Origin of the sequence: Streptomyces sp. NPDC048659 (genome assembly GCF_040650575.1) — a bacterium.
Taxonomy (GTDB): domain Bacteria; phylum Actinomycetota; class Actinomycetes; order Streptomycetales; family Streptomycetaceae; genus Streptomyces.
In genome coordinates this window covers 36,173-54,525 of sequence record NZ_JBEZHM010000043.1, presented here as the reverse complement: position 1 = coordinate 54,525, position 18,353 = coordinate 36,173, and the positions used below count along the sequence as shown (strand labels likewise).

Here is an 18,353-nt window from a genome sequence, read left to right as displayed (position 1 = left end):
AATCGCTGGCCATCTCAGCCCCACACCCTAGCCGGGCCGTCCCCATGGTCGAGGACACGCGTACCCCCCGTACGGTTGCGCGGCCCCGGCTTTTACCGGCCATACGGGGGAAATCGCCCCGCCAGCTCCCGCACCTCGGCGCGTACCCGGGCCGTCTCGCGCGGGTCCTCGCGCAGCGCCGCGGTGAACAGCGCGGCGATCCTCGCCATCTCCGGCGCCCCCATCCCCTGCGTGGTCACCGCGGCGGTGCCCAGCCGGATGCCGCGGCCGTCCCCGTACGGCAGCGCGCAGGTGTCCAGCACCACGCCGGCGGCGGCCAGCCGGGCCCGCGCGGTGCGCCCGTCGACGCCGAGCGGCGCCGGGTCCGCAGTGATGAGATGCGTGTCGGTCCCGCCGGTGGTCAGCGCGAAGCCCTCGGCGGCGAGCGCCGCGGCCAGCACCTGGGCGTGCTCGACCACCTGATGGGCGTACGCGGTGAAGGCGGGGGTGGACGCCTCGCCGAAGGCGACGGCCTTGGCGGCGATGGTGTGCATCTGCGCCCCGCCCTGCGAGAACGGGAACACCGCCCGGTCGATCCGCTCGGCCAGCTCCGCCCCGCACAGCAGCAGCCCGCCGCGCGGACCGCGCAGCACCTTGTGCGTGGTGCCGCAGACGACGTCCGCGTACGGGACGGGGTTCGGGGCCGCGCCGCCGGCGATCAGGCCCAGCGGGTGGGCGGCGTCGGCGATCAGATAGGCGCCGACCTCGTCGGCGATGGCCCGGAAGATCGCGTAGTCGAGGTGGCGCGGGTAGGAGATCGACCCGCAGACGATCGCCTTCGGCCGGTGGTGCCGGGCGAGCGCGGCGACCTGCTCGTAGTCGACGAGCCCGGTCTCCGCGTCCACCCCGTAGGGGACGAAGTCGAACCAGCGGCCCGAGAAGTTCGCGGGCGAGCCGTGCGTGAGGTGCCCGCCGTACGCGAGCCCCATGGCGAGCACGGTGTCCCCCGGCCGCAGCAGCGCCGCGTAGGCGGCGAGCACGGCGGAGGAGCCCGAGTGGGCCTGTACGTTGGCGTGTTCGGCCCCGAAGAGGGCGCGGGCCCGGTCCACCGCGATCCGCTCGGCCGCGTCGGCGTACTCGCAGCCGCCGTGGTGCCGGGCGCCCGGGTAGCCCTCGGCGTACTTGTTGGCCAGCCGGGAGCCGAGCGCGGCGAGCACGGCCGGCGAGGTGAAGTTCTCGGCGGCGATCAGCTGCAGCCCGTCATCCTGCCGCCGCTCCTCCCCGAGCAGTACGTCGGCGATCTCGGGGTCCTGTCGGCGCAGCACGTCGAGCGGGCTCTGGTGTTCTGCCTCTGGGGGCGCGGTGACCGGCATGGGGGGCTCCGGGCGTGAGCGGTCTGGAAATCCACTGTAGGCACGCCTGCGCCCCTCCGCCGCCCCACACGGCCACCCGGGTCCGCCCCTCCCCCACGAGCGCCCCGGAAGCCCCCTCAGCGCTTCGCCGGCACGCCCGTCAGGGCCGTGACCACGGGGTCCAGCGCCTGGTTGATCTCGTCGCCGATCGAGCGGAAGAACGTGATGGGCGCCCCGTACGGGTCGTTCACCTCGTCCGCCTCCGCCGACGGGGCCAGGAGCCACCCGCGTAGAGCGGCGGCGGCGCGGACCAGGGCGCGGGCGCGGTCGATGGTGTCGTGGCCGTCGCGGGGGTCGGGGAGGGTCGTCGGGTCTATGGCCCGGACGAGGCGGGTGAACTCCTTCAGGGTGAAGGTGCGCAGGCCCGCCGAGTGCCCCATCGAGATGACCTGCGCGCGGTGGTCGCGGGTCGCGGTGAGGACCAGGTCGGCGCGGATCACGTGCTCGTCGAGGAGCTCGCGCCCCACGAAGCCGGTGTGGTCGGCGCCGAAGTCCGCCAGGACCAGCTCCGCGTTGGCCTCCATGGGGGCGCCCTCGTGGCCCCAGGTGCCCGCGCTCTCCACGATGAGGCCGCCGCCCAGGGGGTCGCCCAGGCGGTCGCTCAGGGCATGGCGGGTCAGCCGCTCGGTGATCGGCGAGCGGCAGACGTTGCCGGTGCTGACGTGGAGGATGCGGAAGGTGGTGCCGTCGTTCGGGTGCCCCGCTATGCCACGCCCCTCAGGGGCGGTCAATTCGCCACCTCGAGGTCGGGTACCACCTTCCGGAGCTCCTCCGCGCTGAGCGCGCCGGCGCGCAGCAGCACCGGGACCTTGCCCGTGACGTCGACGATGGAGGAGGGCACGATGCCGGGGGTGGGGCCGCCGTCCAGGTAGACGGAGACGGAGTCGCCGAGCATCCCCTGGGCCGCGTCGCAGTCCTCCGGCGACGGGTGGCCGGTGAGGTTGGCCGAGGAGACGGCCATCGGGCCGACCTCGGTGAGCAGCTCGATGGCGACCGGGTGCAGCGGCATCCGGATCGCGACGGTGCCGCGGGTGTCGCCCAGGTCCCACTGGAGCGAGGGCTGGTGCTTGGCGACCAGGGTGAGCGCGCCGGGCCAGAAGGCGTCGACGAGCTCCCAGGCGTGCTCGGAGAAGTCCGTGACGAGGCCGTGCAGCGTGTTCGGGGAGCCGATCAGGACGGGCGTCGGCATGTTCCGGCCGCGGCCCTTGGCGGCGAGCAGGTCCGCGACGGCCTCGGAGCTGAAGGCGTCCGCGCCGATCCCGTAGACGGTGTCGGTGGGCAGCACGACGAGCTCGCCGCGGCGTACGGCGGACGCGGCCTCGCGCAGACCCGTCGCACGGTCCGTCGCTTCGTTGCAGTCGTATCGCCGGGCCATTAGTCGCCTGCCTTCTCGTACGCGTCGTGCCTGGACTGGTTGCTCATGGGGTGGCCTTGCGGGCGGTCGCGAACCGCGGCCGGTTGTTCAGGTCGGGGTGGTCGGCGGCGTCGGCCCAGCCGGCTTCCTCGTTGAAGATCCACGGCACCTGGCCGCCCTGGGTGTCCGCGTGCTCGATGACGACGAGCCCGCCGGGCCGCAGCAGCCGGTGCGCGGTGCGCTCGATGCCGCGGATGGTGTCCAGGCCGTCCTCGCCGGAGAACAGCGCCATCTCCGGGTCGTGGTCGCGGGCCTCGGGGGCCACGTACTCCCACTCGGTCAGCGGGATGTACGGCGGGTTGGAGATGACCAGGTCGACCTGGCCGTTGAGCTCCGGCAGCGCGGTCAGCGCGTCGCCCTGGTGGACGGTGACGCGCGAGCCCTCGGCGTTCTTGCGGGTCCACACGAGCGCGTCGTCGGAGAGCTCGACCGCGTGCACGCGCGAGCGCGGCACCTCCTGCGCCATGGCGAGCGCGATGGCGCCCGAGCCGGTGCACAGGTCGACGATGAGCGGCTCGACGACGTCCATGGCGCGCACGGCGTCTATGGCCCAGCCGACGACCGACTCGGTCTCCGGCCGGGGCACGAACACGCCGGGGCCCACCTGGAGCTCCAGGTAGCGGAAGAACGCCCGCCCGGTGATGTGCTGGAGCGGCTCGCGCGCCTCGCGGCGGGCGATGGTCTCCCAGTAGCGGGCGTCGAAGTCCGCGTCCTTGACGTTGTGCAGCTCCCCCCGCTTGACGCCGTGCACGAACGCGGCGAGCTCCTCCGCGTCGAAACGCGGTGAGGGCACGCCGGCGTCGGCCAGCCGCTGGGTGGCCTGGGCCACCTCGGCAAGCAGCAGGTTCACGCTGGTCCTCCGTGGTGCGGGTGGGGCTGACGAGCTGACGAGGTACGCGTCTTACGCGGCGGCGAGCTTGGCGGCCGAGTCGGCGTCGACGCACGCCTGGATGACCGGGTCGAGCTCGCCGTCGAGCACCTGGTCCAGGTTGTACGCCTTGAAGCCGACGCGGTGGTCCGAGATGCGGTTCTCCGGGAAGTTGTACGTACGGATCTTCTCGGAGCGGTCGACCGTGCGGACCTGGCTGCGGCGGGCGTCCGCGGCCTCGGCCTCGGCCTTCTCCTGCGCGGCGGCGAGCAGCCGGGAGCGCAGGATGCGCATGGCCTGCTCCTTGTTCTGGAGCTGGCTCTTCTCGTTCTGGCAGGAGGCGACGATGCCGGTCGGCAGGTGGGTGATGCGGACCGCCGAGTCGGTGGTGTTGACGGACTGGCCGCCGGGACCGGACGAGCGGTAGACGTCGATGCGCAGGTCGTTCGCGTGGACCTCGACCTCGACCTCCTCGGCCTCCGGGGTGACGAGCACGCCGGCGGCGGAGGTGTGGATGCGGCCCTGCGACTCGGTGGCGGGCACGCGCTGCACGCGGTGCACCCCGCCCTCGTACTTCAGCCGCGCCCAGACGCCCTGGCCGGGCTCGGTGGCCCCGTTGCCGCCCTTGGTCTTCACGGCGACCTGGACGTCCTTGTAGCCGCCCAGCTCGGACTCGGTGGCGTCGATGATCTCGGTCTTCCAGCCGATCCGCTCGGCGTACCGCAGGTACATCCGCAGCAGGTCGCCCGCGAAGAGCGCGGACTCGTCGCCGCCGGCGCCGGCCTTGATCTCCAGGATGACGTCCTTGTCGTCGCTGGGGTCGCGCGGGACGAGCAGCAGCCGGAGCTTGTCCGTCAGCTCCTCGCGCTGCTTCTCCAGCTCCTTGACCTCGGCGGCGAAGTCGGGGTCGTCGGCGGCCAGCTCCTTGGCCGTCGCGATGTCGTCCGCCGTCCGCTTCCAGGCCCCGTACGTGCCGATGATCGGGGTCAGCTCCGCGTAGCGCTTGTTGAGCTTGCGCGCGTTCGCCTGGTCGGAGTGGACCGAAGGGTCGGCGAGCTTCTTCTCGAGGTCGGCGTGCTCGCCGACCAGGTCCTCGACCGCTTCGAACATCGGATGCTCCTGGGGTGTTTTCGGGAAGGGCTGCTGCGGGGGAACGACTGCGGGGACGGCAAAGCGCCGGTCCGGTGCCCCCGAGCGGGAGCGACCAAGGACCGGCGCAGTGACGTGCTACTTCTTGGCCGCAGCCTTGCCGAAGCGGGCCTCGAAGCGGGCGACGCGGCCGCCGGTGTCGAGGATCTTCTGCTTGCCCGTGTAGAACGGGTGGCACTCGGAGCAGACCTCGGCACGGATGGTGCCCTCGGTCAGGGTGCTACGAGTGGTGAACGACGCACCGCAGGTGCAGCTGACCTGGGTCTCGACGTACTCGGGGTGGATCTCGCGCTTCAAGGTGTCTCCTAGTTTCGGGAGGGCTCCGGGTCGCCGTGCGGGATGCACCTGCGTGAACCGGGGCCGACGTACCAGTCTGCCAGGACCGGCCGCATCTCCCAAAACCGGGGGGTGGCCGGAACTATTCCTGAGGGTCCCGGGGCCTACTTCACGAGGCCCTCGGCCTTGCCGGTGGCCCCCTCCTTGGTGGCCGAGGCCGGGATGGCCTTGTCCGCCTTGAGCGCCTGCCAGACCTGGCGGGACTGGGCCTCCAGCGGGACGACCCGGTTGGGGTCCACGGGGTCGTACTCGACGGGCAGCGTGATCATGTGGACGTCGTCGGCACCGAGGCCGGAAAGGCCCTTGGCGAAGCCCATGAGCGCGTTGACCGAATCGAGCTCGGAGTCGGGAGTGATGGCCTTGGTGGCGGTGTCGGCGAGGTCGAAGAGCTTCTTGGGGTTGGAGAAGACGCCGACGCTCTTCACCTGGTCGATGAACGCCTTCATGAACGCCTGCTGGAGCTGGATGCGGCCGAGGTCGCTGCCGTCGCCGACGCTCTTGCGGGTGCGGACCAGGCCGAGGGACTGCTCGCCGTCGAGGGTGTGGGTGCCCGGGGCGAGGTCGAGGTGGCTCTTGGTGTCCTTGATGGCCTTGGTGGTGGTGATCTCGACGCCGCCGAGCTGGTCGATGAGCTTCTTGAAGCCGGTGAAGTCGACCTCGACGTAGTGGTCCATGCGGATCCCGGACATCGCCTCGACGGTCTTCACGGCGCAGGCCGGGCCGCCGACCTCGTACGCGGTGTTGAACATCGCCCGGTGCTGTCCCGGGACCGTGCCGCCCCTGCCGTCGGTGCACTGGGGGCGGTCGACCAGGGTGTCGCGCGGGATGGAGACCACGGCGGCCTTCTTGTGGCCCTCGTAGACGTGCACCACCATCGCGGTGTCGGAGCGGGCGCCGCCCTCGTCCTTGCCGTACTCGGCGTTGGCGCCGGATCGGGAGTCGGAGCCGAGGACCAGGATGTCCATCGAGCCGTTGTCGACGTTCTCGGGGCGGTCCTTGCCGAGCTGGGCGTTGATGTCGACGCCCTTGATGTTGCCGTCCAGCCTGACGTACGCGTAGCCCAGTCCCGCGCCGCCGAGGACGACGAGCGCGGCGGTGCTCCAGGCGACCGCCCTCAGCACGCGGCGGCCCTTCGCGGGCCGTTTCCGGCGGCGGCCGGTGGCCCGTATTCGGGTTCCCTGATGGTGCTCGGTCATCGTCTTTCCTCAGCCCTCGGTTTCACCTTCTGTGATGACGAAACACCCGAAAGGGTTGCATAGGAGGCTGTGAGGTTTCGCTGAGCGACGGCCCGTAACGCGAGCGCGCCCACCGTGTGACACGGTGGGCGCGCTCGTTCTCGCAGGTCACGGCGGGGTAACGGGCCGGGCCGGCCCCTCGCCGTGTGACCGACGTCTCGCGTCAGTCGTTGTTCGCCGCTCCGGGCGTCGTCTTCTGGATCTGGAGCAGGAACTCGGCGTTCGACTTCGTCTGCTTCATCTTGTCCAGCAGCAGCTCGATCGCCTGCTGCTGGTCGAGCGCGTGCAGCACGCGGCGCAGCTTCCAGGTGATGGAGAGCTCGTCGCTGCCGAGCAGGATCTCCTCCTTGCGCGTGCCCGAGGCGTCGACGTCGACGGCCGGGAAGATGCGCTTGTCGGCGAGCTTCCGGTCGAGCTTGAGCTCCATGTTGCCGGTGCCCTTGAACTCCTCGAAGATCACCTCGTCCATGCGCGAGCCGGTGTCGACCAGCGCGGTGGCCAGGATGGTCAGCGAGCCGCCGTCCTCGATGTTCCGCGCGGCACCGAAGAAGCGCTTCGGCGGGTACAGCGCGGTCGAGTCGACACCACCGGACAGGATGCGGCCGGAGGCGGGCGCCGCGAGGTTGTACGCGCGGCCCAGACGGGTGATGGAGTCCAGCAGGACGACCACGTCGTGACCCAGCTCCACGAGGCGCTTGGCGCGCTCGATGGCCAGCTCGGCGACGGTGGTGTGGTCCTCGGCGGGACGGTCGAAGGTCGAGGAGATGACCTCGCCCTTGACCGACCGCTGCATGTCGGTGACCTCTTCCGGACGCTCGTCGACCAGGACGACCATCAGGTGGCACTCGGGGTTGTTGTGGGTGATCGCGTTGGCGATCGCCTGCATGATCATGGTCTTGCCGGTCTTCGGCGGGGCCACGATCAGACCGCGCTGGCCCTTGCCGATCGGCGACACGAGGTCGATGATCCGCGTGGTCAGCACGCCCGGGTCGGTCTCCAGACGGAGCCGGTCCTGCGGGTACAGCGGGGTGAGCTTGTTGAACTCGGGGCGGCCGCGGCCGGACTCCGGCGCCATGCCGTTGACCGAGTCGAGGCGCACCAGCGCGTTGAACTTCTCGCGGCGCTCGCCCTCCTTCGGCTGGCGCACGGCACCGGTGACGTGGTCGCCCTTGCGCAGGCCGCTCTTGCGGACCTGGGCGAGGGAGACGTACACGTCGTTCGGGCCGGGCAGGTAGCCGGAGGTCCGGATGAACGCGTAGTTGTCGAGGATGTCGAGGATGCCCGCGACGGGGATCAGGACGTCGTCGTCGGCGACCTGCGGCTCGCCGGCCGCGAACTCGTCGCGCCCACGGCGCCCGCGGCGGTCGCGGTAGCGCCCGCGACGGCCGCGCCGGCCGCCCTCGAAGTCGTCGTCGTCCAGCGGGCCGGCCGACTGGCCGCCCTGCTGGCCCTGGGGCTGACCCTGACCCTGGCCCTGGCCGCCCTGGCCCTGACCCTGGCCCTGGCCGCCCTGGCGCCGGCTCTGGCCGCCCTGGCCCTGGCCGCCCTGCTGCTCCTCGCCCTTGCCGCGGTCGCGACGGTCGCGCTGGCGGTCGCGGCGGTCACCGCGCTCGCCCCGCTCGCCGCGGTCGCGACGGCCGCGGCCCTCGGCGGTGTCGACGGCGGTCTCGGCCTTGGCCTCGCCCTGCGTCTCGGTACGGGCCTCGGCGCGGGTCTCGGTCTTGACGGCCTGCGCGGTCTCGGCCTTGGCCTCGCCCTCCGGCGAACCGGCCGGGGCGGTGGCGCGACGGCGGCGGCGCTCGCCGGCCGGGGCGTCCTCGGACGCCGGCTGGCCGGGGATCTCGATCTGCTGCTGGGCGACCGGCTCGGCCTTCTCGGCCTTCGGCGCGGCCTCGGCGTCGGCCGTACGGGCCTTGGCCGCGGTGCGGCGCTTCGGCTTGGTCTCGGCGGTGTCGGCCGACTTGGCGGGGGCGGCGGAGCCGCCGCCGGCCTGGGCCTCCTTGATGACCTCGATCAGCTGGCTCTTGCGCATCCGCGCGGTGCCCCTGATGCCGAGGCCGGACGCGACCTGCTGCAGCTCGGCCAGGACCATGCCCTCAAGGCCGGTGCCGGAGCGGCGGCGCCGTGCGGTGGTGCCGGAGGCAGCACCTTCGGCGGGCGCGGAGGTGTCGACACTGCTGTCGGCAGTCACGCCCATCAGATCGGTGGTGTCGCTCACGAAGGGTCCTTCCCTGGAGCGGACGTCGGCCATCTGGCTCGGCGACCGGTTGTGCTGTCCGGCAGCGGTCCTGCTTGGCGGACCGTGTCGGGGCGGTGGTCCCGCCGGGTACGGCGGAAGAGAGAAAACATGCTGTGGGTCCGGCCCGAGCGCCCCCTGCTCGGCCCTCGAACAAGAGAAGCGAGGGGTGTCGTGCCGGTTCCGGAGCGTGCTCGAATCTGCTCAGGCAGGCTGCTCAGGCAGTGGAGGAGGCTCCCGGAAGAATTGGCGGTCCCTGATGGGGACACTCAGCACCGCGCCACAAAGACGTCGGGTGCAGACTTGAGGTTAACACTACCGGCTCCAACAAACATTCCCCCTCTCCGTCACCGGCGATCTCGTGTCCGCGCGGCCCCGGCTCAGGGGAGCCGCGCGGGCTGCCCGTCAGGGCGCGAGCGGCAGGACGCTCGCTCCGGGCGCGTCGAGGTCGAGCCGGTTCGCGGCCCATCCCTCGCCCGCGAGCAGGGCGACCTTGTCGGCCGTTCCGTGGTCCGCCAGCGCGAGGACCGTGGGGCCCGCGCCGGAGATGACCGCGGGCACACCGTCCGCCCGCAGCCGGTTCACAAGGGCGATGCTCTCCGGCATCGCGGGCGCCCGGTACTCCTGGTGCAGCCGGTCCTCGGTGGCCGCGAGCAGCAGCTCCGGGCGGCGGGTCAGGGCCTCGACGAGGAGGGCGGCGCGGCCGGCGTTGGCGGCGGCGTCCACGTGCGGGACGGTGCGCGGGAGCAGTCCGCGGGCGGTCTCGGTGAGCACGGGCTTTCCGGGGACGAAAACCACCGGAACGATGGAATCGGAGGGCTCCATCCTGATCGCCCGGGCGGCACCGCCCTCGGTCCAGGCGAGCGTGAAGCCGCCGAGCAGGCAGGCCGCGACGTTGTCGGGGTGGCCCTCGATCTCGGTGGCCAGTTCGAGCAGCGCGGCCTCGTCGAGGCGGGTGTCGCCGCCTATGGTGACGGCGCGGGCGGCGACGATGCCGGCGCAGATGGCGGCGGAGGAGGAGCCGAGGCCGCGGCCGTGCGGGATGCGGTTGGCGCAGACGACCTCAAGACCGCGCGGCTGGCCGCCCAGCAGGTCGAAGGCGGTGCGCAGCGAGCGTACGAGCAGGTGGCTCTCGTCGCGGGGAAGGGTGTCGGCACCTTCGCCGGCGATGTCGACGTGCAGCCCGGAGTCGGCGACCCGGACGACCACGTCGTCGTAGAGCCCCAGCGACAGGCCGAAGGCGTCGAAGCCCGGACCCAGATTGGCGCTGGTGGCGGGGACGCGCACCCGTACGGCGGCGGCGCGGAACGCGGGACCGGCCATCGCTCGTTGACTCTCCTTGACTTGCGGTGATCGTGCGGGGGGACGTACTGCGGCGGTGCTACGGCGTACTGCGGGGATGGCTGCGGAGGTGCGGGGAACCCGGGGGCCGCGCGCGCCTCACGGGCGACAACGGCAACGACACCGCGCATATGCAACGGGGCGGGTTCGGTACAGCCTATCGAAGGAAGGTTCTGTGGCGACATAGGGCGCACAGGAGGCGCACGATGCGTGTCGCGCGCCAACCTGTGCGCCTATGTAGGTTCCTGATCGGGTTTGACCCATGATCAGGAACCGTACGGCGTCCGAGGTCAGGCGAGCCCGAGCCGCTCGGCGGCGGCCGCGGCGTCCACCGGGACGGTGACGGGCTGCGGAGCGCCCGCGACGGCCCAGTCGGGGTCCTTGAGGCCGTTGCCGGTGACCGTGCAGACGATCTTCTGGCCCGGGTCGACCTTGCCCTGCGCGGCGGCCTTCAGCAGACCGGCCACCGAGGCGGCCGAGGCCGGCTCGACGAAGACGCCTTCCTGAGCGGCCAACAGGCGGTACGCCTGCAGGATCTCACGGTCCGTCACCTCGTCGATGAAGCCGCCCGACTCATCGCGGGCGGCGATCGCGTAGTCCCAGGAGGCCGGGTTGCCGATGCGGATCGCGGTGGCGATGGTCGACGGGTCCTTGACGACCTCGCCGCGCACGAGCGGCGCGGAGCCGGACGCCTGGAAGCCCCACATGCGCGGGCGGTGCGTCGCGAGCCCGTCGGCGGCGTACTCGCGGTACCCCTTCCAGTACGCCGTGATGTTGCCGGCGTTGCCGACGGGCAGCACGTGGATGTCGGGGGCGTCGCCGAGCATGTCGACGATCTCGAAGGCCGCGGTCTTCTGGCCCTCGATGCGGACCGGGTTCACCGAATTGACCAGCGCCACCGGGTAGTTCTCGGAGAGCGAGCGGGCCAGCGTGAGGCAGTCGTCGAAGTTGCCGTCGACCTGGAGGATCTTGGCGCCGTGCACCAGCGCCTGGCCCATCTTGCCGAGCGCGATCTTGCCCTGCGGCACGAGCACGGCCGAGACCATGCCCGCGCGCACCGCGTACGCGGCGGCGGAGGCGGAGGTGTTGCCGGTGGAGGCGCAGATGACGGCCTGCGCGCCCTCCTCCTTGGCCCGGGTGATGGCCATCGTCATGCCCCGGTCCTTGAAGGAGCCGGTGGGGTTGGCGCCCTCGACCTTGAGGTGCACCTCGCAGCCCGTGCGCTCGGAGAGCACCTGAGCGGGGACGAGCGGCGTGCCGCCCTCACGGAGCGTGACGACCGGCGTCGTGTCCGTGACCGGAAGACGGTCCCGGTACTCCTCGATGATGCCGCGCCACTGGTGGGTGCCCTTGGTGGTCATGGGTCCTTACTCCCCTTCAACACGCATGATGCTGGCGACACCGCGCACGGTGTCGAGCTTGCGCAGCGCCTCGACGGTCCCGGAGAGGGCGGCGTCGGGCGCGCGGTGGGTGACGACGACGAGGGATGCCTCGCCGTCCTTGCCCGTCTGGCGGACGGTGTCGATCGACACGCCGTGCTCGGCGAAGACCGTCGCGACCTGGGCGAGGACGCCCGGCTTGTCGGCCACGTCGAGACTGATGTGGTACCGCGTCACCACGTCGCCCATGGGGCTCACGGGCAGCTGGGTGTACGCGGACTCGCCGGGGCCGTTGGCCCCGTTGAGCTTGTTGCGGCAGACGGCGACCAGGTCGCCGAGGACGGCCGACGCGGTCGGCGAGCCGCCGGCGCCGGGGCCGTAGAACATGAGCTGCCCGGCGGCGTCCGCCTCGACGAAGACGGCGTTGTACGCCTCGCGGACGGAGGCGAGCGGGTGGCTGAGCGGGATCATCGCCGGGTGCACGCGCGCGGTGACGGACTCGCCGTCGGCGGCCCGCTCGCAGATCGCGAGCAGCTTGATGGTGCAGCCCATCTGCTTGGCGGAGGCGAAGTCCGCGGCGGTGACCTCGGTCATGCCCTCGCGGTACACGTCGTCGAGGCGCACCCGGGTGTGGAAGGCGATCCCGGCGAGGATGGCGGCCTTGGCGGCGGCGTCGAAGCCCTCGACGTCGGCGGTCGGGTCGGCCTCGGCGTACCCGAGCGCGGTGGCCTCGTCGAGCGCCTCGCTGTATCCGGCGCCGGAGGTGTCCATCTTGTCGAGGATGAAGTTGGTCGTGCCGTTGACGATGCCCATCACCCGGTTGATCTTGTCGCCGGCGAGCGACTCGCGCAGCGGGCGGATCAGCGGGATGGCGCCGGCGACGGCCGCCTCGTAGTAGAGGTCCTCGCCGTGCTCCTGGGCGGCGGCGTAGAGGGCCGCGCCGTCCTGGGCGAGCAGCGCCTTGTTCGCGGAGACGACGGAGGCGCCGTGCTCGAAGGCGGTGGTGATGAGCGTGCGGGCCGGCTCGATCCCGCCGATGACCTCGATGACGACGTCGATGTCGCCCCGTTTGACCAGGGCGGTGGCGTCGGTGGTGATCAGCTCGGCGGGGACTCCCCCGCGTACCTTGTCAGGTCGGCGGACCGCCACGCCGGCGAGCTCGACCGGAGCGCCGATGCGCGCGGCGAGGTCGTCGGCGTGCGTCGTCATGATGCGCGCCACCTCTGAGCCGACCACTCCACAGCCCAGCAGCGCCACCTTCAGCGGACGCGTACGCATCATCCGACCTCTTTCCCGGTACTTCTCGATCTTCGTATCGCTACGGATTACAACGGTGGGAACCAGTCTCACTCACCGGTCGGACGATTCCGCCCATGGTCCGGATCGTGAGACATCGATTCCATCACCCGACTATTTCATCATCCGACGTCGAGCCGCAGGAGATCTTCCTCCGTCTCGCGCCTCACGATGACCCTCGCCTCGCCGTCGCGCACCGCCACGACGGGCGGGCGCAGGGCGTGGTTGTAGTTGCTCGCCATGGACCGGCAGTACGCGCCGGTGGCCGGCACGGCGAGCAGGTCGCCGGGGGCCACGTCGGCGGGCAGGAAGGCGTCGCGCACGATGATGTCGCCGCTCTCGCAGTGCTTGCCGACGACGCGTACGAGCAGGGGCTCGGCGTCACTCGTACGGGAGACCAGCGCGACGCTGTACTCGGCGTCGTACAGCGCGGTGCGGATGTTGTCCGACATGCCGCCGTCGACGGAGACGTACGTGCGCAGCCCCTCCAGCGGCTTGACCGTGCCGACCTCGTAGAGGGTGAAGGCGGTCGGCCCGACGATGGCGCGCCCCGGCTCGACGGAGATCCGCGGGGTCGCGAGCCCGGCGGCCTCGCACTCGCGGGTGACGATCTCGGAGAGCGCCTTGGCGATGTCGTGCGGCTCGCGCGGGTCGTCGTCGGAGGTGTACGCGATCCCCAGCCCGCCGCCCAGGTCGATCTCGGGCAGCTCGACCCCGTGCTCGTCCCGCACCTCGGCGAGCAGTCCCACCACGCGCCGGGCGGACACCTCGAAGCCGGCCATGTCGAAGATCTGCGAGCCGATGTGCGAGTGGATCCCGATGAGTTCCAGACCGTCGAGCGAGAGCGCCCGCCGCACGGCCTCCGCGGCCTGCCCGCCGGCCAGCGCGATCCCGAACTTCTGGTCCTCGTGGGCGGTGGCGATGAACTCGTGGGTGTGCGCCTCGACACCGACGGTCACCCGGATCTGGACCCGCTGGCGCTTGCCGAGCGCCTGCGCGATGTGGGCGACGCGGACGATCTCCTGGAAGGAGTCGAGGACGATCCGCCCGACCCCGGCCTCGACGGCCCGCCGGATCTCGTCCTCCGTCTTGTTGTTCCCGTGGAAGGCGATCCGCTCGGCCGGCATCCCCGCCGACAGCGCGGTGCTGAGCTCGCCGCCCGAGCACACGTCGAGGTTCAGCCCCTCCTCCTTGAGCCACCGCACGACGGCCCGGGAGAGGAACGCCTTGCCCGCGTAGAAGACGTCGGCGTCCTTGCCGAACGCCTCGGCCCAGGCGCGGCAGCGGGCCCGGAAGTCGTCCTCGTCGAGGAAGTAGGCGGGCGTGCCGAACTCCCGCTGGAGCGCGTCGACCCCGATCCCGCCGACGGTCACGACCCCGCGCTCGTCGCGCCCGACGGTCCGCGACCAGACCTTGGGATCGAGCTGGTTGAGATCGGCGGGCGGGGCGGAGTAGTGCCCCTCGGGAAGGACGTCGGCGTGACGGGGCCCGGCGGGGTGTGCGGAACGGCTCATGGCGACTGGCTCTTTCAGATCTGGTCGGGTGCGCTGATGCCGAGCAGGGAGAGGCCACCGGCGAGCACCGTCCCGGCGGCTTCGGCGAGCGCGAGCCGGGAACGATGGGCGGCCGAGGGTTTCTCGTCACCGAGCGGCAGCACCGTGTGCTGGAACGAGAGCAGCGCGTCGGCGACCCCTTCGAGCTGCCGGGCCAGCCGGTCGGGCGCCCGGTGCCGGGCGGCGGCGAGGAGGAGTGCGGGGTGATCGGCGAGCAGGGCCAGGAGCCCGTCGCCGTCCCCCTCACCGCTCTCCCCCTCATACACGGCCGGTACGCCGAGCTGGGCACCGTTGCGGACGAGGGCCCGGGCCCGGGAGTGGGCGTACCGCACGCGGAAGAGCGGATTGCGCTCGTGCTGGACGAGCAGGGGCCCGCCGGGCAGGGCGTGGTCGTGACCGGCGGGCCGGAGCAGGGCCCAGCGGGCGGCGTCGGCCCCGAGGAGACCGGGTTCATGGGGCGCGGGCAGCACGTGAAGGCGCTCGCCGCCGCCCCCGTCCGGACCGCCGGCCCGCGCGTCGGCGCCCTGACTGCGCAGCAGCCGCACCACGACCTCGCCGACGAGCCGGGCGCGGGGCTCGTCGGTGCCGAGGAGCCGGACGCGGGTGCCGGCGAGGGCGTCGGAGTACCCGTACCCAAGCCCGGCGGCGCCGATCTCCCGCACGAGCCGGGCGCCGCGTCCGGTGGCGAGGGTGAAGTTGAGGAACCCGGGCCCGGTGATGTCGACGGCACGGATCCCGGGGCTGTCGCGCAGCCGCTCCTTGAGGATCCCGGCGACGTCGAGGGGCGGACGCCCGGACGGCCGCGCGAGGCTGAGCGCGATGCTGCTGGCGTAGTCGCCGACACCGCCCGGCCGAGGCCGCTCGACCTTGACGCGCGCGGGCACGTCGACCCGCAGCGCACCCTCGTCGACCGCGCGGCGCACGGCGTGCAGCACGGTGAGGGAGAGGTCCGCGGGGGTCACGGGACCAGCCTAGGGGAGGAGGGGGGTCAGAACGCGAACCGGTTTCGGCATGTGGGCGGCGGACGCGGGGAGCGGGAGAGGCGGGGCGGGGCGGAAGCGGGGAATCCGGGGAGTATGCGGGGGCTCGTCTGGGAAGTATCCGGGGACTTCGTACAGGAACGGTCCGGGGACGCGTCCGGGAACTATCCGGGAACTAGTCCCGGCACTGTCCGGGAACTACAGGGCTCGCCCGCGAGGCGCCCCGGTCCCCGCCGGCGGCTCCTCGCCGCCCTCCTGCTGTTCCGGCCCGGCCCCTCCGCCGTGCTGCCCGCGCCGGTCCCGGTCCCGGTGCATGAGCTGCCGGACGACCCGTACGAGCTCGGACGGCTCGAAGGGCTTGGCGAGGAAGGCGTCCACGCCGGAGATGCCGCACCCTTCCCTGTCGTACTCGGTGCCGGCACTGATGATCGCGACGGGGAGATGACTGGTCCGCGGATCGGACCGCAGCCGCGCGGCGGTCCTGAGCCCGTCCAGCCGGGGCATGACGACATCGAGGGTGACGACATCGGGACAGACCTGATGCACGACATCCAGACACTCGGCACCATCGGCCGCGGTCACCACCTCGAACCCCTCGAGTTCGAGATTGACCCTGATCAGCTGGCGGATCACCCGGTTGTCATCGACAACGAGCACTCGCCCGGACACCCCTGACACACGTCGAGAGTAGGTCTACGGGAAGGGCCGCGTCCGGCTTTTCCCCACTTCCGACCCGCGCGGGGGAACACCCCCTGGTGACGCGACGGAAATACCTGTTCACGGGCACGCCCCACGAGCTGGTAGGGTTCTACCCGTCGCCGCCGAACGCGGCGGACGCCCCCGTAGCTCAGGGGATAGAGCAACGGCCTCCGGAGCCGTGTGCGCAGGTTCGAATCCTGCCGGGGGCACTTCGCAGGAAGTGCCGGACAGACCCCGTGATCAGTGGAAACACTGAACGCGGGGTCTTGTTGTTTGTGCGGGCGGGTGCGGAGCCGCCGGGGCGGTGGACCCGAGGGGCCGTGGTCCGGCCCGATGCTCGTGGCCGCGCGGCCCCAGGAGGAACGGGGAAATGATGCACCGTAAGCAGTCCGCCCGGTTGGCCGGTATCGGCGTGACGCGGACGGAGCTCGCCGTCATGTCCGAGCTGGGCTGGGTCTTTCGGGAGCAGCCCAAGGAGGACTACGGCATCGACGCGCACGTCGAGGTCGTCGACGAGGAGCGGGTGAGGGGCCGGCTGCTCGCCCTGCAGATCAAGAGCGGCTCCAGTTGGTTCAAGGAGCCGGGGCCGGGCGGGTGGTGGTTTCGGCCGGATGCCGGGCACGTCAGGTACTGGACCCATCACTCGTTGCCCGTGGTGGTGGTGCTCTATCACCCGGAAAGGGAGCGCTGCTACTGGCAGTTGGTCGACCGGGAGACGCTCGTCGAGACGTCCCGCGGGGGCTGGAAGCTGCTGGTTCCCGAGGGGCAGGTGCTCGACGAGGGGGCCAGGGCGCCGTTGAGCCGGGCGGCCGAGGGGGATCCCTACACGCTCCGCGTCCGCGACCTGCGGCTCGCCCGGCTGTGGATGAGGATGCTGGACGACGGCGCGCGCCTGGTGATCGACATCGAGGAGTGGGTCAACAAGACATCGGGCCGCGGCAGGATCGCCCTGGGCGTGGACAGGGAAGACGGCGGCGATCCCGAGCCGCTCGTCAGCTGGACCGTCTATCTGGGGCGGTCGGACTACGTCGAGGTCGTGCCGAAGCTGTTCGCCTGGGCGGATGTCGGCCTGCACGCCGAGACCTACGAGGACGCCGAGTACGACACCTATCCGTACGAGCGGGACGGTTGGGGATCCCTGCATCCGTACGCGAACCCCTCCGGCGAGGTGGACTTCTACCGGCTGGAGCTGACGCTGAACGATCTGGGGCGGGCCTTCCTGCTGGTGGACCGGTTCGCCGAGGAAGGGACGCGGCAGTTGACCCCGCGCGGAGCCGACTGAAGCCGGCGCGGGCGGAATATGCCCCTGACAGGGCGGCGCGTTGTCGTGACGGGGGTTCGGGGGGTGGGGGTGGGCGCCCCCCTGGCAACCCAACTGCGCCGTTCGTTCTGTTGGAACCCTGGCCAGGGGGGCCCACCTCGGCGCGACAATGCGCGCATGAGCGATGACTGGAAGCTACGACTGGAGCGGATGAAGCGGGACCTCGTGGTCAGCGGGGACCCCGTCGCGTGGGTGAGTGAGGCCGATGCCGTGCAGGCGTCGTTGCTGTTTCCGTCGCTGGCCGTGCGGGGTGCCCTCTTCGGGGTCGCCGTCCAGCGGAAGGAGGACGGGATCTGGCGGATGGTGACGCCCTTGCAGGACGGGATGCCGCAGGTCTCGCGCGACAGTCTGAACTCGAAGCTGTGGTTCCGGGCCAAGGACGACACCGACGATCCGGGTGTGCGGCGGGAGTTGCTCGCCGCGGTGGCCGTGCTGGAGCGGGAGCCCGTCGACGAGGTGGAGGTGCTCGACGAGCGGTACCGGATCGTGCGCGGCGACGAGCTCGCGCGCAGCGGGCCCACCGGGCTCGAACCGCCCCGGCCCACCGACGTGGAGCCCATCGAGCGGTCCTGGGACGAGCGGAGCGGCTCCGAGTCGCCCGACCTCGGCTTCGTACTCGATCCGTTCCGGGAACGCGGGCTGATGTCCGAGGCGCTGCGGCTCGGGCTGCGCGGCTTCGAGTACTCCGGCAAGCGCTACCCCGCCGCCGTGCGCGAGGACTCCCGGCGGGCCGTGCAGCGGTATCCCGAGATCGCGCTGATGCCCGTCACCTTCGGGGTCGTCGAGAAGAACGGGGACGCCTGGCGGCCGGAGGGCTCCCTCATGGCCACGCCGCACGACGCCCGGCGCTTCCTCTACGGGCTGCTCAACCGGCTCTGGCCGCTCATCCACGAGTTCGACGACGCGAAGCGGGAGCGGTACGCCGGGATCGCCGAGCGCTACCGGGCGGCCGACCGGGCCGACGAGCTCGCCTTCGACGACCGCGTCCTGCGCATCTGCCGGGTCGAGCGCATTGTCCGCTTCGGTCCCGACGGCCCCGAGAAGCCGCGCCCTTCGGACTTCGACGACTACGGGCCGATGAAGATGCACCCCTCCATGGACGCCATGACCGGAGAGGTGCACCACGGGGAGTGAGGGTGTCCGCGGGGGCGCCGC

The 18,353-nt window shown here is 71.8% G+C and carries 16 protein-coding genes and 1 tRNA gene; 3 read left to right on the top strand and 14 right to left on the bottom strand.

Annotated features, from left to right (window positions below; all coding sequences use genetic code 11):
- Positions 1-92: 92 nt before the first annotated feature.
- The 14 genes from glyA to AB0C99_RS27860 all read right to left on the bottom strand — a co-directional run bounded on the left by glyA (position 93) and on the right by AB0C99_RS27860 (position 15,856).
- Positions 93-1,352, bottom strand: coding sequence for a serine hydroxymethyltransferase (glyA, locus tag AB0C99_RS27925; protein WP_362480550.1), 1,260 nt, complete (start codon positions 1,350-1,352; stop codon positions 93-95).
- A gap of 116 nt (positions 1,353-1,468) precedes the next feature.
- A complete protein-coding gene (locus AB0C99_RS27920; RefSeq protein WP_362480547.1) occupies positions 1,469-2,122 on the bottom strand; it encodes a protein-tyrosine-phosphatase in 654 nt (217 codons plus the stop codon).
- On the bottom strand, positions 2,119-2,766 hold the full coding sequence (locus tag AB0C99_RS27915; RefSeq protein WP_362480543.1) for an L-threonylcarbamoyladenylate synthase: 648 nt from the start codon (positions 2,764-2,766) through the stop codon (positions 2,119-2,121). The genes AB0C99_RS27920 and AB0C99_RS27915 overlap by 4 nt, the downstream gene beginning before the upstream one ends.
- A gap of 43 nt (positions 2,767-2,809) precedes the next feature.
- Entirely contained in the window at positions 2,810-3,655 is an 846-nt protein-coding gene (prmC, locus tag AB0C99_RS27910; RefSeq protein ID WP_362480540.1) for a peptide chain release factor N(5)-glutamine methyltransferase, read from the bottom strand.
- 51 nt (positions 3,656-3,706) lie between these two features.
- Positions 3,707-4,783 carry a peptide chain release factor 1 gene (prfA, locus tag AB0C99_RS27905; protein ID WP_362480538.1) on the bottom strand — a complete coding sequence of 359 codons (1,077 nt, stop codon included), beginning with the start codon at positions 4,781-4,783 and terminating at the stop codon, positions 3,707-3,709.
- A 117-nt stretch (positions 4,784-4,900) separates the two neighbouring features.
- A complete protein-coding gene (gene rpmE / locus AB0C99_RS27900) occupies positions 4,901-5,119 on the bottom strand; it encodes a 50S ribosomal protein L31 (protein WP_046909139.1) in 219 nt (72 codons plus the stop codon).
- A 143-nt stretch (positions 5,120-5,262) separates the two neighbouring features.
- The gene (locus AB0C99_RS27895) at positions 5,263-6,354 is read right to left on the bottom strand and encodes an LCP family protein (RefSeq protein ID WP_362480535.1); all 1,092 of its coding nucleotides are present in this window, start codon (positions 6,352-6,354) and stop codon (positions 5,263-5,265) included.
- 202 nt (positions 6,355-6,556) lie between these two features.
- Positions 6,557-8,611 carry a transcription termination factor Rho gene (gene rho, locus AB0C99_RS27890; protein ID WP_362480533.1) on the bottom strand — a complete coding sequence of 685 codons (2,055 nt, stop codon included), beginning with the start codon at positions 8,609-8,611 and terminating at the stop codon, positions 6,557-6,559.
- Positions 8,612-9,034: 423 nt separating this feature from the next.
- Positions 9,035-9,952: a homoserine kinase gene (thrB, locus tag AB0C99_RS27885; protein ID WP_362480530.1), complete on the bottom strand. Its 918-nt coding sequence runs from the start codon at positions 9,950-9,952 to the stop codon at positions 9,035-9,037.
- 308 nt (positions 9,953-10,260) lie between these two features.
- On the bottom strand, positions 10,261-11,331 hold the full coding sequence (gene thrC, locus AB0C99_RS27880; protein ID WP_362480527.1) for a threonine synthase: 1,071 nt from the start codon (positions 11,329-11,331) through the stop codon (positions 10,261-10,263).
- Between the two features lie 6 nt (positions 11,332-11,337).
- Positions 11,338-12,630: a homoserine dehydrogenase gene (locus AB0C99_RS27875; RefSeq protein WP_362480524.1), complete on the bottom strand. Its 1,293-nt coding sequence runs from the start codon at positions 12,628-12,630 to the stop codon at positions 11,338-11,340.
- A 137-nt stretch (positions 12,631-12,767) separates the two neighbouring features.
- Entirely contained in the window at positions 12,768-14,159 is a 1,392-nt protein-coding gene (gene lysA / locus AB0C99_RS27870) for a diaminopimelate decarboxylase (RefSeq protein ID WP_362480521.1), read from the bottom strand.
- Positions 14,160-14,173: 14 nt separating this feature from the next.
- Positions 14,174-15,160, bottom strand: coding sequence for an ArgS-related anticodon-binding protein NrtL (gene nrtL / locus AB0C99_RS27865; RefSeq protein WP_362480518.1), 987 nt, complete (start codon positions 15,158-15,160; stop codon positions 14,174-14,176).
- A 216-nt stretch (positions 15,161-15,376) separates the two neighbouring features.
- The gene (locus AB0C99_RS27860; RefSeq protein ID WP_362480515.1) at positions 15,377-15,856 is read right to left on the bottom strand and encodes a response regulator; all 480 of its coding nucleotides are present in this window, start codon (positions 15,854-15,856) and stop codon (positions 15,377-15,379) included.
- 158 nt (positions 15,857-16,014) lie between these two features.
- Here AB0C99_RS27860 and AB0C99_RS27855 point away from each other — a divergent pair.
- From AB0C99_RS27855 to AB0C99_RS27845, 3 genes are all read left to right on the top strand, one after another.
- A tRNA-Arg gene (locus AB0C99_RS27855) sits at positions 16,015-16,086 on the top strand.
- Between the two features lie 161 nt (positions 16,087-16,247).
- Positions 16,248-17,159, top strand: coding sequence for a DUF4365 domain-containing protein (locus AB0C99_RS27850; protein ID WP_362480512.1), 912 nt, complete (start codon positions 16,248-16,250; stop codon positions 17,157-17,159).
- Between the two features lie 156 nt (positions 17,160-17,315).
- A complete protein-coding gene (locus AB0C99_RS27845) occupies positions 17,316-18,332 on the top strand; it encodes a DUF5954 family protein (RefSeq protein ID WP_362480510.1) in 1,017 nt (338 codons plus the stop codon).
- Positions 18,333-18,353 lie beyond the last annotated feature (21 nt).